The sequence below is a fragment of the Brumicola pallidula DSM 14239 = ACAM 615 genome, assembly GCF_000428905.1.
GTDB lineage: Bacteria > Pseudomonadota > Gammaproteobacteria > Enterobacterales > Alteromonadaceae > Glaciecola > Glaciecola pallidula.
Genome location: NZ_KE386814.1, coordinates 617,380 through 632,751 on the forward strand (window position 1 = coordinate 617,380; position 15,372 = coordinate 632,751).

Below are 15,372 nucleotides of genomic sequence, written 5' to 3' on the forward strand. Positions count from 1 at the left end.
CTTTAAAGGCGGGGATCTTCTATATCTTTGAAATGTTCGATAAGTGTAGGCTTGTGTTTGGTCATTTTACGTTGCTTGAAGCGAAGTAATAGATCAAATTAGGAGATCTGTGTCAAATTTTTTTAATGCGATTGCCCTACTAGCAAAATCAGTGCCTGTTGAACAGATCAGGTATGTCGTTTATCCTACTCATAAACTGCTCATTTAATTGGAAATCGGGCTACATCGCTTGCATAAGGTAAAAAGTCATGATGAGAACGTTTTGTAAAACCCGCCTGGTTAATGCAGTTATATTTGCTGCTGGTTTGGCTTTTACGGCGCAAAGCCATGCAGCCGTCAGTATTATTCAAGGCAAGACTATTATCCCCGCTGGTAACGCCACTGCTGATAACGACTTAACCGTTAGGAATAGCAAATTGGCCTTTTCATTAGCTGTAGGCTCCACGCCTCCATGGGGGGTAGCCCGAGGTTGTATTGTGGATATTGCCAATGTCAAAAAGGATGGAACTTTAAGTGATGATCGTGTCGCCTTTGCTGATTTTATCCCGAATAACTGGTCAAGCTGGCCGAACACTTATCAAACCGTTGATATCGTTAAAGACACTAAAGACGAGGCGATAGTTGAGATAACTCGCGATTTTGGTGAGGTGATTATTAATACGGTTTATAGCCTGGCAGCGGATTCTGATCTTATTCATGTTAAAACCACCATGACCAACGAAGGTGAACCATTGGCTGATATGTTATCCGGTTATGCGTTGTGGCCAGATGGTGGTCATAAATTTGCTGTACCCGGGTATGCAAGCCAAGACGAGAAGGTTGTAAATAACACCCTATCAGATCGCTTTATTGGCTATGACGCAAATTGGGCTATCGCACTTCATGCACCGTATATGACACAGGTGAGATACCAATCACGGGATTTATATACCAAACATAGTCTAAAAAAATCAGAATCAATATCATTTGAAGGCGACTATCAGGTGCTGGCCAGTGGCGACCTCGCCCCGGTGGTCAGTGCCGAAATTGAGCGTAAAAATCTACAGGCTGGAACGTTGACCGGAAGCGTGAAAACTCAGGGGAATAAGGTGGTTAGCGAACCCGCGGTTGTGGTGCTTAAAAGTGACGTACCGTACATTTGGGTAATGGGTGAAAGTGGCCAGTACAGTATTGACTTGCCGGTGGGAGAGTATCAAGTTTATGCGACAGGTAAGGGTTATTCCGATAGTAAAAAGCATGATGTCAGTATCAAAAACAATGAGTCAAAAACACTTTCGTTCGATGATCTTCTGGCTCCAGGTCAAGTCAACATTCACGTTACCGACGCACAAACAACGACTGCGTTAGACGCAAAAGTACAGATCGAAAAGGGTAATAAACCCCTGATTGAATTTTTCGGTGCTAAAACATTCTTCACAGAATTAGACAACGTTGGTCATGCCCAATTTACATTAGCCCCTGGCGATTACCAGCTGAAAGTTTCGTCCGGCGGTGACTTTGTAGCTAAACCCGTATTAATTGATACCAGTATTGTTCCCAATAAAACCATCGATTTAGTCGTCGCAATCCCGGTCAGTACTTATCCACCTCAACATGGCTGGTATGCAGGTGATCTACATCATCATTCAGATGTGTTGGAGGGCTCGACACCAGCGGAGTATCTGGTGCGCTCACAACTGGCAGCGGGTCTTAATGTTACGTTTGTGAGTGACCATGATTCAACAAAAAATAATGCGGATATTCAAGCGCTTTCTGATAAGCGTGGCGTGCCATTTATTCCATCCATAGAAATCTCGCCCTCGTGGGGGCATTTTAATGTGTTCCCCGTTGAGATTGGCGCCCAGCTATCGGTAGATCCAGGCGTGGACGATATCCATAACATCATTAAAGATGCCCGGCACATGGGCGCAACGGTGGTCGCGTCTAACCATCCGTATATTCCTTACGGTTACCTGAGTAGCCTGAGCAAAAACACCGCCCCCGGTGGCTTTAATCCAACCATTGATCTTATCGAGATAAATGCCGTGGTGGACTATAACAAGGCAATTGAGAAGGCGCGTCAGCTATGGTCTGAAGGTTTGCCCTATTACTATACGGCAGGTTCTGATACGCACGATGTGTGGAACGAAACCAGCGGTCGCAACCGCATGTTTGTATATACAGGGAGTAAACCAGACGCTAACGCGTTTGCTCAGGCAATGAAAAATGGCCGCTCTTATGCATCGTTTGGGCCGGTAATATATCCACAAAACGTAATGTTTGGCGATACAGTAATGCTCGCTAAAAATCAGCCGCAATCCGTTAGTTTTGACTTGTTATCGGTCAGCGGCCTTAAATCGGTACAGTTGATCGGCAATGACGGGGTCATAAGTGAACAAACGTTAACGGGTGAGAATGCATCAGTCGTATTTGATCTGCCGCAATTGTCGGGATGGGTGAGTTTAGTCGTAGAAGATAAAAAGGGACACAAAGCTTTTTCAAACCCAATATGGCTGAAAATGGTCAATGAAAAACAATTTTGAGGTTCTGCTGCACTCCAGGATGATTTTATAAAGCGCGATGAGCATGATGAAGCGCACTGATGAGCACTACTAAGCGGAGACGATATATGAGCATCGTCCCGATCTTGAGTACAGGACAAATTAACGCTATGCATTACCCATCGTCACGAACGCTATTGTAGATAAGTCCGTCACTGCCTTTTCTTCTCATGGCAGTGGCGAAAGCTTGTGGCGCTTGATAATCTTCTTGATGGTACTGGGCAAACTCTTTACCACGAATATCATGTAATCTGGATGACACTTGGTTAACGTAGCATCGCATGGTCAAGTCAATGTCCGGTTCATCCGTTGTGCGTAATAATATTTCTCGATGGTAAATCGTCTCTTTAAGCGCCGTTTTTATGTCTTTGGCAGCATAATATACGCCATAGGACTTTCCTGAGGTAAACATGGAATATTTCGCCGTGTGGTTCAATCAGCAGCGTGAACAAAACGGAAAAGAGCATGTAAGTCTATAGCCACTAATTAACTGAGCTAACCAGTCAGCTGTATTATAAACGCTCTAAAACCGCATCAGTAAACTCAAGCGTACCGTGCTCGCCACCAAGGTCGCGCGTAGTACGGTCACCCGACTCGATCACGTCTTTAAGCGCGGCGCGAATGCGGTCTGCTTTATCGGCCATGTTCAAATACTCTAGCATTTGAATTGAGGCTAATATAACCGAGGTTGGGTTTGCTAAGTTCATACCCGCAATGTCAGGTGCTGAACCGTGTACCGCTTCAAAAATGGCGCAGTCTTCGCCAATATTCGCGCCTGGTGCCATACCTAAACCGCCAACCAAACCAGCACACAGGTCGGATAAAATATCGCCGAACAAGTTGGTGGTCACGATGATGTCGAACTGATGTGGGTTCATGACTAATTGCATACAGCAGTTATCCACAATCATCTCATCTGACTGAATGTCAGGATAACGCGCCGCAACTTCTCTGGCCACTTTTAGGAATAAACCTGATGTCGACTTCAAGATATTTGCTTTATGCACTGCCGTGACCTTTTTACGGCCTTCTCTGCGTGCGAGCTCGTATGCAAAAACAACAATTTTCTCGGCGCCTTCACGCGTGATTATACTGACCGCTTCAGCTTCATTGCCATCGGCAGATACAACCTGTCCTAAGCCTGAGTACATGCCTTGTGTATTTTCACGCACGGTAATGATGTCGATGTCTTCATAGCGCGCTTTAGTGCCTTTGAAAGACAATACCGGGCGCAAGTTAGCATATAGTTTGAATTGCTTGCGTAAGCTGACATTAATTGACGTAAAACCTTCACCTACAGGCGTGGTTAATGGGCCTTTTAATGCGACTTTGTTCTTTGCTATCAGGTCTAAGGTTTCTTGCGGTAAAAGTTCACCGTGATTTTCCAATGCCATTAAGCCGGCGTCTGCGTATTCGTAGTTGAAGTTACAACCTACTTTATCGAGAATTTTAGTGGCGGCATCAATGATGTCAGGGCCGATCCCATCGCCGCGTATTACGGTAATGTTTTGTTGTGTTGGGTTCATACTGTGCACTCCAGTAGTGTGTCGTTAGCGTTTATGTAAGCTGATTTAAGCAAACTGTTGAGAAGAAATCGTTACTACAGCTCAATAATTTAAGTCGCGCGCATGTTACCTGAATGGCCACGCTAGGTACAGCCTCTATCGTCAACATTCATGGCGTGTATATCGCTTTTTTATGCTTATACGCACGCCATTTAAATGTGACAGCCTGTTCCTACACTTTGGTCTTAGAGTTTGATGCTATAGCTTAATCTTATAACAGGGCTCGTAATGACTACCCGGCAGTTTCATTCTGCCTTGATCAACAAATGACTTAAGTAACACATCCATTTTTTGCATCAACTCAACATCACCGGTAAGTTCAAACGCACCATGTTGCTTAATTTCTTTGATACCTTCAACTTTCACGTTGCCCGCAACAATACCTGAAAAGCACTTACGCAACGTGGCCGCTAGAGACGCTTTAGGCTGGTCTAACTTCAAATTCAGTGAGCTCATGTTTTTATGGTTAGGCACAAATGGGGTTTGAAAGTCTTCTGATATTTTCAGCGTCCAATTGAAATTCAGTGAGTTTCCAGTGTCACGTCGATGATCCTCTACTACGGCTTTTTGTTGCGCCATTAACGAGCCCACTTTGGCATCGTCACCCACCACAATGGTGTATTTTGCCTGAGCTTCGGCGCCTAGCGTGTCGCCAATAAACTGATCAATGGCTTCAAAATAACCTTTGCTGTTTGCGGGGCCGGTTAATATCAATGGAATTTTTTGGTCTTTGTTTTCCTCGTCCATTAACAAACCCAGCAGGTAAAGTAACTCTTCAGCTGTACCTGCGCCGCCGGGGAAAATCACAATACCATGTGAAATACGCACAAATGCCTCTAAGCGTTTTTCAATGTCGGGCATGATAATGAGTTCATTCACAATGGCATTGGGGGGTTCTGCTGCGATAATGCTGGGTTCTGAAATGCCTAAATAGCGACCATTTTTATTGCGCTGTTTGGCATGGCCTATGGTGGCCCCTTTCATTGGGCCTTTCATTGCGCCGGGCCCGCAGCCTGTGCATATATTAAAACCACGTAAACCTAATTGATAGCCCACGGATTTGGTGTATTTGTATTCTTCTTCACGGATCGAATGGCCACCCCAGCAAACAATCATATTAACGTCGTTGTCTTGTGATATCGCATCGGCATGACGAAGCATATCGAAAACAATATGTGTGGTTAAGGCACTTGGTGCGTCTATTAAACCTTCAACATTGTTACCGTCTTTAGTGCCCATATAGAGCATGTCGCGAAGCACAGCGAATAAATGTTCATGCACGCCTTTAATTAATACACCATCGACAAAAGCCACTTCAGGAGGGTTAATTAATTCAATTTTAACGCCACGCTCACGGCGCAACAAATGCACGTCAAAGTCGCCATAAGGGCCAAATAATTTGTGATAGTTGTCTTCTTCAACCCCACTATTGAGAACGGCTAAGCAGCAGTTTCTAAATGTTCCGTATAAATCGCTTTTTGTTGATTGTTGTAAAAGGCTAACTTCTAGCTGTGATAATTGGCTCATCCAACCGACCGGGTCGAGTTGCACTGTGGTCATTCAATATCCTTAAATATGGTTTGATTCCGTCCTGCGTCTTTTGCTTTGAAAAGGAACGAATCTGCTTTTTCGAAGGCTTCTTCGAGCGTAATCTCTTGTGTGATTTGGCTTAAACCGCAAGATAAGGTCACGTTAACTCTCTCGCCTTTAAATTTAAACGGTAATGCCGATATTTTTGTGCGCATCACTTCTACTTTTGTAAATGCGTCTTCTAAGCTGGTATTGGGCAGCAAGACAATAAATTCCTCGCCGCCCCAGCGCGCTACAAAGTCCTCTTTAGGCAAGTATTGCCTAATATGTTTTGCGATAACCTGAAGCGTTTTGTCGCCGACAGAATGGCCATAGGCATCATTGACTTTCTTAAAATGGTCAATGTCCACTATCCCAATACATAATGGTGTACCGGTTCTTTTAGCTTGTTCAACTTCAAATTGCGCTTTTTCCTCATACGCCATTCTATTCGGTAATTTGGTGAGTTGGTCAGATAAGGTTGCTGCGCGTTGAGTAAATAACATTTGTTTATAAGAAACGGCCTCAGATTCAAGCGCAACAGACCGTTCTTGCATTTTCTTCATGAGCTCGATGGTCGCTGTTTGCTCCCTTTTATCCGCTTCGGCAGATGCGTCCAGAGACGCTTGCATCTTATCCAGATGTTGTTTCGCTTGCTCTTTCAGTTCGGTCAACTGCTGGCTGCCTGAAACGACTGACTCCATCACCGTCATTTGTTGCTTTATCTCGGTATTATAATAGTCACGCGCTTCAAAACGTTTTTCAGAATCGGCAATGGTTGTCTCTATATTATCGTTAATTTGGATCAGTGATTTATGCAAATTATTGATCAGGCGACTGGTGGCATTGGCTTCTTTAATCACATCTCGGATCACAAAACGGATCAGGACTAAGCAGCAGTCGAGTAACTCTTTGTGATTGAGCCCGATAGTGAGTTTTTGATAAATTTCTTGTAAGTTTTTATCGCTTTTATTACCCACATAAAAAGGCGCAATTAACTCTCTTAATTCTAGCGTGATCGTATTGTGCAGTATGACTTGTTCGGGGGTTTGGGAATCACTATCATCAGCTTCAATAATTTGCTGCAGAGCCTTGTGGTAAAGATCCAGTGCTTTTTCGAATTGGGTAAGTGGGGCAATAACGGCGTCGTTATTGAGTGACAATGATATTAAGAATTCGTTGGCGTCACCTTTAATGTCGTCAGGCAGGCGCTTAGTCTTTATCAGCTTTTTTAATGCCTTTTGCAAGTGCGAGACAGAATCAAGATTACGTCGTTTAAAAAGCTTTGTGTCTTTACCTAGGTCAGAATTCAGTTTGCCAATAATTTCGGTGGCAGCATCATAGTCAGGCTTGCCAGATAACTGCTTTTTAAGCATCACAAGTTCTTGGTCAAAGGTCGGATTTGCACCTTGATAGAAGCTTGCCATATTAACAATAAATATAGATAATTTGTCTAGGTAGTGACGCGCAATCATCAATTGTCGTTTAGTCGAAACTTCGGTCATGTTAATTACCTTACTGTCGTGCTAATCGTGCGTCCTGATAAGGCGCTTCGAAGTTTGAACGAAATGGGTTGATGTCCAATCCACCTCGGCGAGTATATCTGGCATAAACGGTCAGTTCTTGTGGCTTGCACTGCTGTAAAATATCGTAAAAAATACGTTCTACACATTGTTCATGAAACTCGTTATGTTGCCTAAATGAAATTAAATAACGAAGTAAGCCTTCATGCGATATCTGACAACCAGTATACTTTATTAAAATACTACCCCAATCGGGTTGATTAGTAATCAAACAATTTGATTTTAATAAATGGCTCACTAAGGTTTCAGAGCAAGTGCCCTCGGTTTGAGTGTTTGTTTTTAGGGCAAGCAGTCTGGGTGTAATATCAAAGTCAGTAATTTCTATGTCCAAATCGTCAATACACACGCCGGGCAAACGCCCGAAAGTAACCCCCTCAAACTGGGCCGAGGGGATCACTTGTACGCTTACATTAGCACCTGCACATTCGCTCAGGTCTTTGTGTAAAATCTGAGTAACGTCATCTATATGCGCAAATTGACTCTGATTTAAACTATTTAAGTACAGCTTAAATGACTTTGATTCAATCAAGTTAGGTGAGGTAATAGGCACTTCACAACGCAAAATAGCCACTTGCGGTTTGCCTTTGGCATTTAGCCATGACAATTCATAGCCATTCCAAATGTCAGTGCCATGAAAAGGAAGTTGTGTTGGTAGTTTGATGCTGTCACGACTTAATGAACGCGGTACACGTTGTAATAAACTGTTGTCGTACTCTTTGGCGTATTCAACTTTTTTGCCAAGCGATAAATGATCCAATGATGTCTCCTTTGGGCACCTAAAATTAATTGCTGTCTGTAATGCGTAAATTAAACCCCGCGGGAGGCCACTGAAAAGTAAAAAGCACGAACTTTTTTCATCAAAGCTATACATCACTCAGCGGCTAATTTATCATGTTTAGCCTCAGGTCGGCACATCAAGTCATTCAAAAGTGTGAAATTTAATGTTGATGCCTAAAGTTTAACTCAATCAACACCTCAATTGTGCACTCAATTGTTACTGTAATTTATCTCTAAAGGCGCACAATTTCATGTTAAACCCACTTGTTGAAAATCTAGATTCGTTCATCAACGCTTATATCGACCTTGCGGGAGATGACAAAAGACAATTATTAACTGAGTTTGATGCCGACTGGCTTTCACCTTGTTTGTTATTTAGTGAGATCCAATTGACTGATGTGACAACGGGTGAAAAAATGGCTTGGCGACCGCAGTTACAGCCGGTTAGTTCGCATTTGGGTGATTTGGCTAAGGCCTTAGAAATTGACATTCATCCGCAGTTAGAGACCTTATTTTGCCGCTATTACAGCCATGACTTACCGGCGACAACCGAGCGTGGTGATCTTGATATTTTGCAAGCTTGGAATCAAGACGATTTTGAGAGGCTGCAAAAAAACCTCATTTCACATGTATTGATGAAGCGCCGTTTAAAGCAACCTGAAACCTTATTTTTTGCAACTACCGACCAAGATGACTTTATTATTAGCCTTGATGTTGCAAGCGGGAATGTCATGTTAGAGCAAGTCGGTAAGGTACCCGAAGAAGTGCTGGCTAGCGACCTTGACACATTTATTAAGAGCCTTCGCCCTCGAAACGTTGTTGTAACGTTTTAAGCTGAGTGCGCAGTGCGACGACTTCATTTTCTAATTGAGTGACGCGTGCAACCAAGGGGTCACTTACATTATTAGGCGGTATTGCAGGTTCAGCGACTGTTTGTATTTTTAACGTCGCTTTATTTTCTTTCCAATAACTCAAGCCTTTAATAATCGCGGGTATAGGTAATGGCGATAATAATTTAGCTCGTAACATACCGACACTGGGCTTTTTGCCTGCCTCGCTCAACGCTATGCAAGTATTCACAACTTGTTGTAATTCGTTATTCATGCAATCTCATTTAAATAATCAACTCGCTTATTAGTCATTCTGACCACGTTTTGGGGAAATTAAAAGTGCTTATTCAGGCTGAGTTCAGGTTTTTTCGTTTAACATATTGATAATGTTGACTATTTCACTATTGGCTTGAAATTTGTTTAACACATTCGTCAAATCAATTAATTAATAAAAAGGAATATAAATGAAAGCACTACTTCTTACCTCTCTTTTCGCTGGCACAATGTTACTCAGTGGCTGCGTTATTTCAGTTGATAAAAGCGATGAAGATGGATATCACTTATCGAGCGGCGTTAATTGGAAAAAACATGAAGCGAAAAATCGACAATTTATTTCGGATGTTAGCCCTGGCGTATCAAAAATGTCAGTTGTCGATACACTCGGTCCTGCCGATTTTAATGAAATGGTCAGCAGCGACGGTGATGCAGTGCAAGTGTTGTATTACAGAACGCAGCGAATTGATGATGACGGCGTTACGACTAAAAACGAATGCACGCCATTGGTGTTTATCAATAACGAATTGGTTGGTTGGGGTGAATTATCCCTATCAAAATACCTTTAGTGAGGTAACTTTGCCCTAGATCAACCGTTGTTGTTAAAAAAATGTTAGCGTATTCGTGAGAATGTTTTATTGTGTAGGCATAGCAACAAGGAACCACTTATGAGTAAAGCGACATATCAACCTGATATTAATGATATTCGAGCCGTTTATTTAGGCGCTGATGATTTAAAAGTTGCGGCGTCAATTTTGTATAATGCTTATTTTGACGACCCTCTTTTTAATGATATTTTTGAAATTGATCGTGAGGGCTACGAAAGTCGACTGCGTTCAGCGATCAGAGAAGAGCTGAATGCTTTTTGGGATGCAAAACAGCCAATGATCGGATTGTTTGAGCAAGGACGCTTATTGGCCGTGGCCTGTTTAATTAGTCCTGATGCCGCTTTTGGGGCCGGAAGATATTGGCATTGGCGCTTAAAAATGTTGCTCACTACTGGCTTTCTTGGCACCAAACAAATGATCTACAAAGAAGAAAAAGTACGCGAAAGCATATCTGCAAAAGACTACCACATGTTGTCATTCATTGCCGTACACCCCGATCATCAAGATATAGGCTTAGGCCACATACTGATGCGCGGTATTATTGGCTTATTGCAAGAAGATAATAAAACCGAAGGTGTTGGCGTTTTTGTCACCTTGCCAAAGTGTTTATCATTCTTTGTTGACGCAAATTTTGAACTCGTAAAAGAGTTAGAAGTGGGCCAAATTACGGGCAAAGTAATGTTTAGAAAAAAAATTAACGGCTAAAGTCGTATTATTTTTGTAAGAGATATCGTACAAACGTGTGAGCAAAAGTAGTTTTGTTTACATAATTTTTACTCCTCTATTTAAAAAATCCGAATAAAAACAGCGTCAAGAAAATATACCTGTGTGAAAAATAAGCGAACGATAAATAATTAAAAAAATTTCATATATAATAAAAAAATTAGACTTTGGTATTATCTTTCTACCGCAAGGAAACGCCTTCAGGAAGAAAGTGTTAATGGTAATGGAAGGTTTCAGGATGAGGCTAACAGGATAGGGAAGATAATGGACAACTTCAGGACGAAGATTTTTTGCAGGAAGGATTTGCATCAACAACGGAGTCAAGGAAAAGGGACCTGCACATGGAGTGTTGCCTACTTAGGAATAGCGGGGTAAAAAGGAAAGGGATGTAAAGGATTTTATCGAGATAATACTTTAGCAACGGAACGCTGAGAAGGACGCTCGAAATTTAGACAAAAAGCAGAAACCGGATGTTTCTGCTTTTTCATTCTAGACGCTAATTAGTGCGCCAGTGCAAAGCCACCACGTACTTGAACCTCAAAGAAAGCCCGCATTATAAATTCGCAACTTCACCTAACTGATTTTATAAGCAGGTAGGTTCATCTCAATAACTGAACTACCAAAACAAGTCATGGTGCCAATGTAGGCGTCAGAACCGCTGCTGCTGAATTCCAATTGATATATGATTTTCCAATCCAGCTTTCCTCTGTGCGCAGAAATTCGAGTAGAACGCCGAGCCAATGATAAAAACTGAAGATCTTGTTTTTCACAATATTGATTGGCGTATTGAATACTGAATTCTCCTATGCCGCGTAATCGCCAAAATTGAAAGGCAAACAACGCAATGCTAAGCAGTATAACTAAGGAACCTAATGTCATTAATGAGTACTCTTACGTTTTGAGACTTGCTGATATAAGCTGGCTATTGCGTTAGCGATGGGAGCGGGTAGATCAGGTTTACGCATTAGTTTCAGTAATCCCATCCTGCTCGTTGGCACTTGCACTAGGTCTGCATAAACACCTCTGAAAAGCTGAAAGCTGGGGTCGTGTGCTATCAGTTTTGAACAAAATGTAATTAATAGAGCTTCATCATTTAATAATTGAAAGTGTCTACCTGCAATAATCACCAAACATTCTGTGTCGGGTTGACCTTCAGTCAGCAGCGCTGTAATAAAAAGGGAGACTTTGTCGGTGCATTGACTTCCTTTTAGTCCTCGCAGGATCATATGCTGTGTTTCGGCGTAATCAACCGTTGCAAATAACTCGATTAACTGGTCAGTAAGGGCATCATCAAAGCGCGTGTTTTCTAAACTGCTGCAAAAAGCCGTGAGTACTTGCACTGGCAATACGGCCAAATTTTGATTGACTGCTTGGGCAATATCTTGCTGATCGATATGCGCTGCTAAATCAGCTATATCCTGTAGCGCTAAGTCTTGCCAAGTGTCTATCGCTGGATTTTTTATATAGGCAATGGCTTTGTCTAAGCCTTCTCGAGTCGACAAGCGTAAATCACGACGAATAATCGCATTAATATCAGCTAACTGCTGTTGCGATGGCGTGAACACAAATGGGTTATCCGGAAGTTGTCCGCCTTTCTCTGCATTTTTTTCCAATTCACTGCCCAATGCGGTGACCACGGCTTCAAGAAATTGGTTGCGTGCGGCTTGAATAATCAATGAACGTTCATCAATCGGTAACTTAACAAACCAAATGTATTGCTCATGGCTTACTTTCTTATTCCAAAAAACGATCCCAAACCAAGCATGCCCTGCACGAGGGCAAGGAGCGGGAAGTTGATTGTTCTCTAAGGAAATGAATGTTTGTGAGTCCATAGACTCTATGCCCCGGCCCATATCGTAAATACGATAGTCGGTGCCAGCGTGTAGCATAAATTCACTGATGGTATCAATTGTTTGAGCGTTCATATGCGCCATAGGTTATCGATTTGCGGCGTGATTTGCCGCGTAGTGTACCAAGATAGATAAAATGTACCAACGTATGACAAATAAAAAATTATTATTGAGGGCGCATTTGCATTTATCTCCTCATTGTTTGCTTCTATTAACGCCCACTCTTAGTTAAACTGCGGCCGCGCTAATGAGTGCAAAACATAGCGGAATAAATAGCGGAATAAATAGCGGAATAAATAGCAGAATAAGAGCGGAATAAAAAACGTGTTAAGCATTTTACATATAGACGAATATTTAGTTGTTGTGCACAAGCCGGCCAATATGTTGGTTCATAAAAGCATGATTGATAGGCACGAAACTGAATTTCTGATGAAAATATTGCGAGATCAAATCGGTCAATATGTTTATCCGGTGCATCGCTTAGACAAGCCAACGTCTGGGGTTATATTATTTGCATTGTCACCCGATGTTGCCCGCCTGCTTGCTCAACAATTTGAGTTGCATACTATTCAAAAGGAATATATTGCGGTATTACGTGGCTTTGCGCCTGATAAAATATCAATTGATTATGCGCTCAAAGAACAATTAGATCCGATTGCTGACAAAAAAGCGAAGCAGGATAAAGCACCTCAAGAAGCACAAACCGATATGCTTAAATTAGCTGAATTGTCGCTGCCTATTGCGGTTGGACGATATCCTGGGGCACGTTTTTCATTAGTGACCTTATTCCCAAAAACAGGCCGTAAACATCAATTACGTCGGCATATGGGGCACATTAGCCATCCCATAATTGGCGATACGAACCACGGTGATGGTAAACAAAATCAGTTTGCGCGTGATCATTTAAATTTCAGTAAGTTGGCTTTGTGTGCCACCAAATTGAGCTTTACACACCCCTCAACACAGCAACCAATGATTTGTGAAACGACGTTAGAAGATGATTTTCAAGCCCTGGTGGATCTGTTTGATCCGCTGTCTTAATGCACATAAAGCGGGCGATTATCAACCTTATTAAAGGTGCATGAGCACTTTAGAACTGGCCCAAGTTATTGGTGTTGGTTACATTAGCGAAACCTGAAAAGTTATGCTAAGTTCGTATTTTATCCTTCATCCTTAGTATATTTATGCATAAGCGATGGAAATTAGATCCTCGACACGTTCCACAAATAAAAAAGGAAAGACAATGAGTGTAACTGTATTATTAGAAGTATTATCTAAGCCAGAATCTATTGATGAGCTAAAGCAAACTTTAAAAGCTATCTTGCCCGACACACGCGGTTACGACGGCTGTATTAGTGTTCAGGTTGTTATAAATCAAGACGATCCTTTAAACTTAATTCTAAATGAAACGTGGGGATCTCGTGCGCATTATGAAAAGTACTTCGCTTGGAGAGCCGAAACAGGTGGGTTAGACGCGCTAGGTAAAATGCTATCGGCATCACCATCTGTTCGTTATTTTGACAACCAAGATATCTGATATTTTGGTTGCTACTGCATTTTTAATTGAAAACGAAAGGCGCTAGCCAAACTGATATTATGCTTAGGATAATTAAGCCGCATATATTTAGTAACACCCCAGCTTTAACCATTTGCGGCATTTTTATTAAACCCGAGGCGAAAACAATCGCGTTTGGCGCGGTGGCAACAGGCAACATGAATGCGCAGCTTGCGGCTAAGGTAATGGGTATACAAAGTAGTAATGGGGAAACACCTAACTCAAGTGCGACAGCCGCCACGACAGGTAAAAATGTGGCCGTTGTCGCCAGGTTGCTGGTAAGTTCAGTCAAGAAGATAACAAGTGCCGTAGCGGCAATAACTAGGGCGAAAATACCAAACGCATCTAAGTAGGATAAATGCCCACCCAACCAACTTGCGAGACCACTTGATGAGACCGCCGCCGCTAAACTTAAACCGCCACCAAAAAGGATCAGAACGCCCCACGGTAAGCGACTAACATCGTCCCAAATCATGACCTTTTTTTGTTTTTCATTGCCGCTGGGCAAAATGAATAAAAGCAATGCTGCCGTCATCACAATACCGGTGTCGCTTAAAAAATTAATATCAAATAAAACAGAAATCGGTCTTCTGGCTATCCAGCACAAAACCACAAGTGAAAAAACGATGGCAACCCGTTTTTCTGCGGTGCTCATCACGCCCAATTCTTTTTGCAGATCAGATAAGTGTTCATCTACCGATGTGTTCGCTGGAATATCTACTTTAAAGCTCCAATGTGTAAGCGAATACCAGGCTAAAGGTAGCATGCACAACATTAGGGGCACGCCGACTAACATCCAACTAGCGAAGGTGATTTTGATGTCGTATTGTTCATTCAAAAATGCAGCAAGCAAGGCATTTGGCGGTGTTCCTACCAGCGTCGCCATACCACCAATCGTTGCAGCATACGCCAAGCCTAATAGCATAGCAGTTTGAAACGACTGGGTTTGCTGAGAGCTTAAATGTTGGTTGTTTTCGGCAATCACTTTTGCAACCGACAATGCGATTGGCATTAGCATCATGGTGGTCGAGGTATTAGTCATCCACATGGACAATAGGGCGGCAACCAACATAAAGCCGGCTATCAGGCGTTTTCCATCTGTGCCTGCGTAGTTTAATATTACAAAGGCGATTCGTTTGTGTAAGTTCCAGCGCTCTACCGCCAACGCTAAAATGAATGCGCCTAAAAACAGATAAATAATGGGGTTAGCATAAGCTGCTGTGGTTTCGGTAATACTAGAAACGCTTAAAAAAGGAAAGGCGATGATAGGTATAAATGCGGTTACGGGAACGGGTATTGCTTCAGTTGCCCACCAAATCGCCATCCACAAAGCAACCGCCGCGACATTCCATGCTTGCGGCGACATGCTGGTTTGATTTGCACCCAATATCAGCATGAGTGCAAATATAGCTGGGCCAACAAGTAAGCCAACAACTTGATATCGTGCTTGTTGCGGCCCTGCATCAGGATTATTCGACTTCAGATTTTGGCTATCCATT

Annotated in this window: 15 protein-coding genes; 6 read left to right on the plus strand and 9 right to left on the minus strand. The window is 42.5% G+C overall.

The window, feature by feature from the left end; translation table 11 throughout:
• The first annotated feature begins 251 nt into the window (after nucleotides 1-251).
• The gene (locus tag G399_RS0113580; RefSeq protein ID WP_006013428.1) at nucleotides 252-2,522 is read left to right on the plus strand and encodes a CehA/McbA family metallohydrolase; all 2,271 of its coding nucleotides are present in this window, start codon (nucleotides 252-254) and stop codon (nucleotides 2,520-2,522) included.
• 133 nt (nucleotides 2,523-2,655) lie between these two features.
• On the opposite strand, the gene G399_RS20760 is transcribed toward G399_RS0113580, so the two are convergent.
• From G399_RS20760 to queF, 5 genes are all read right to left on the minus strand, one after another.
• Entirely contained in the window at nucleotides 2,656-2,952 is a 297-nt protein-coding gene (locus G399_RS20760; protein WP_006013431.1) for an RES family NAD+ phosphorylase, read from the minus strand.
• A 100-nt stretch (nucleotides 2,953-3,052) separates the two neighbouring features.
• The gene (locus G399_RS0113590; RefSeq protein WP_006013435.1) at nucleotides 3,053-4,066 is read right to left on the minus strand and encodes an isocitrate dehydrogenase; all 1,014 of its coding nucleotides are present in this window, start codon (nucleotides 4,064-4,066) and stop codon (nucleotides 3,053-3,055) included.
• Nucleotides 4,067-4,303: 237 nt separating this feature from the next.
• Nucleotides 4,304-5,665 carry a nucleotide 5'-monophosphate nucleosidase PpnN gene (gene ppnN / locus G399_RS0113595; protein WP_006013438.1) on the minus strand — a complete coding sequence of 454 codons (1,362 nt, stop codon included), beginning with the start codon at nucleotides 5,663-5,665 and terminating at the stop codon, nucleotides 4,304-4,306.
• Nucleotides 5,662-7,179 carry a GGDEF domain-containing protein gene (locus G399_RS0113600; RefSeq protein ID WP_006013440.1) on the minus strand — a complete coding sequence of 506 codons (1,518 nt, stop codon included), beginning with the start codon at nucleotides 7,177-7,179 and terminating at the stop codon, nucleotides 5,662-5,664. The genes ppnN and G399_RS0113600 overlap by 4 nt, the downstream gene beginning before the upstream one ends.
• A gap of 10 nt (nucleotides 7,180-7,189) precedes the next feature.
• The gene (gene queF, locus G399_RS0113605) at nucleotides 7,190-8,014 is read right to left on the minus strand and encodes an NADPH-dependent 7-cyano-7-deazaguanine reductase QueF (protein WP_006013443.1); all 825 of its coding nucleotides are present in this window, start codon (nucleotides 8,012-8,014) and stop codon (nucleotides 7,190-7,192) included.
• 271 nt (nucleotides 8,015-8,285) lie between these two features.
• On the opposite strand from queF, the gene syd reads away from it, so the two are divergent.
• Entirely contained in the window at nucleotides 8,286-8,867 is a 582-nt protein-coding gene (gene syd / locus G399_RS0113610; RefSeq protein WP_026843738.1) for a SecY-interacting protein, read from the plus strand.
• Here the strand turns inward: syd and G399_RS0113615 are convergent.
• Nucleotides 8,827-9,138, minus strand: a complete 312-nt coding sequence (locus G399_RS0113615) for a hypothetical protein (protein WP_006013446.1) — start codon at nucleotides 9,136-9,138, stop codon at nucleotides 8,827-8,829. The two genes, syd and G399_RS0113615, sit on opposite strands and share 41 nt — an antisense overlap.
• Before the next feature lie 190 nt (nucleotides 9,139-9,328).
• On the opposite strand from G399_RS0113615, the gene G399_RS0113620 reads away from it, so the two are divergent.
• Together G399_RS0113620 and G399_RS0113625 are read left to right on the plus strand one after the other, a co-directional pair.
• Entirely contained in the window at nucleotides 9,329-9,706 is a 378-nt protein-coding gene (locus G399_RS0113620; protein ID WP_006013448.1) for a DUF3192 domain-containing protein, read from the plus strand.
• Nucleotides 9,707-9,805: 99 nt separating this feature from the next.
• A complete protein-coding gene (locus G399_RS0113625) occupies nucleotides 9,806-10,450 on the plus strand; it encodes a hypothetical protein (protein ID WP_006013450.1) in 645 nt (214 codons plus the stop codon).
• A 591-nt stretch (nucleotides 10,451-11,041) separates the two neighbouring features.
• Here the strand turns inward: G399_RS0113625 and G399_RS0113630 are convergent.
• On the minus strand, nucleotides 11,042-11,347 hold the full coding sequence (locus G399_RS0113630; protein ID WP_006013452.1) for a DUF3301 domain-containing protein: 306 nt from the start codon (nucleotides 11,345-11,347) through the stop codon (nucleotides 11,042-11,044).
• Nucleotides 11,347-12,393 carry a DUF3549 family protein gene (locus G399_RS0113635; RefSeq protein WP_006013455.1) on the minus strand — a complete coding sequence of 349 codons (1,047 nt, stop codon included), beginning with the start codon at nucleotides 12,391-12,393 and terminating at the stop codon, nucleotides 11,347-11,349. Before G399_RS0113635 ends, G399_RS0113630 begins: the two co-directional genes overlap by 1 nt.
• Before the next feature lie 249 nt (nucleotides 12,394-12,642).
• Here G399_RS0113635 and truC point away from each other — a divergent pair, with 249 nt between their 5' ends.
• Together truC and G399_RS0113645 are read left to right on the plus strand one after the other, a co-directional pair.
• Nucleotides 12,643-13,359: a tRNA pseudouridine(65) synthase TruC gene (truC, locus tag G399_RS20765; RefSeq protein WP_006013457.1), complete on the plus strand. Its 717-nt coding sequence runs from the start codon at nucleotides 12,643-12,645 to the stop codon at nucleotides 13,357-13,359.
• Nucleotides 13,360-13,561: 202 nt separating this feature from the next.
• Nucleotides 13,562-13,855: a putative quinol monooxygenase gene (locus G399_RS0113645; RefSeq protein ID WP_006013458.1), complete on the plus strand. Its 294-nt coding sequence runs from the start codon at nucleotides 13,562-13,564 to the stop codon at nucleotides 13,853-13,855.
• 22 nt (nucleotides 13,856-13,877) lie between these two features.
• Here G399_RS0113645 and G399_RS0113650 read toward each other — a convergent pair whose 3' ends face one another.
• Nucleotides 13,878-15,371, minus strand: coding sequence for an SLC13 family permease (locus G399_RS0113650; protein ID WP_006013460.1), 1,494 nt, complete (start codon nucleotides 15,369-15,371; stop codon nucleotides 13,878-13,880).
• Nucleotide 15,372: the final 1 nt, after the last annotated feature.

Bases quoted from the DNA above. Each gene is read 5' to 3' on its own strand.
- G399_RS0113630 (WP_006013452.1), bottom strand. From the start codon at position 11,347: ATGACATTAGGTTCCTTAGTTATACTGCTTAGCATTGCGTTGTTTGCC.
- G399_RS0113615 (WP_006013446.1), bottom strand. From the start codon at position 9,138: ATGAATAACGAATTACAACAAGTTGTGAATACTTGCATAGCGTTGAGC.
- G399_RS0113580 (WP_006013428.1), top strand. From the start codon at position 252: ATGAGAACGTTTTGTAAAACCCGCCTGGTTAATGCAGTTATATTTGCT.
- G399_RS0113590 (WP_006013435.1), bottom strand. From the start codon at position 4,066: ATGAACCCAACACAACAAAACATTACCGTAATACGCGGCGATGGGATC.
- ppnN (WP_006013438.1), bottom strand. From the start codon at position 5,665: ATGACCACAGTGCAACTCGACCCGGTCGGTTGGATGAGCCAATTATCA.
- G399_RS0113650 (WP_006013460.1), bottom strand. From the start codon at position 15,371: ATGGATAGCCAAAATCTGAAGTCGAATAATCCTGATGCAGGGCCGCAA.
- G399_RS0113645 (WP_006013458.1), top strand. From the start codon at position 13,562: ATGAGTGTAACTGTATTATTAGAAGTATTATCTAAGCCAGAATCTATT.
- G399_RS0113600 (WP_006013440.1), bottom strand. From the start codon at position 7,179: ATGACCGAAGTTTCGACTAAACGACAATTGATGATTGCGCGTCACTAC.
- G399_RS20760 (WP_006013431.1), bottom strand. From the start codon at position 2,952: ATGTTTACCTCAGGAAAGTCCTATGGCGTATATTATGCTGCCAAAGAC.
- G399_RS0113635 (WP_006013455.1), bottom strand. From the start codon at position 12,393: ATGAACGCTCAAACAATTGATACCATCAGTGAATTTATGCTACACGCT.
- G399_RS0113625 (WP_006013450.1), top strand. From the start codon at position 9,806: ATGAGTAAAGCGACATATCAACCTGATATTAATGATATTCGAGCCGTT.
- syd (WP_026843738.1), top strand. From the start codon at position 8,286: ATGTTAAACCCACTTGTTGAAAATCTAGATTCGTTCATCAACGCTTAT.
- G399_RS0113620 (WP_006013448.1), top strand. From the start codon at position 9,329: ATGAAAGCACTACTTCTTACCTCTCTTTTCGCTGGCACAATGTTACTC.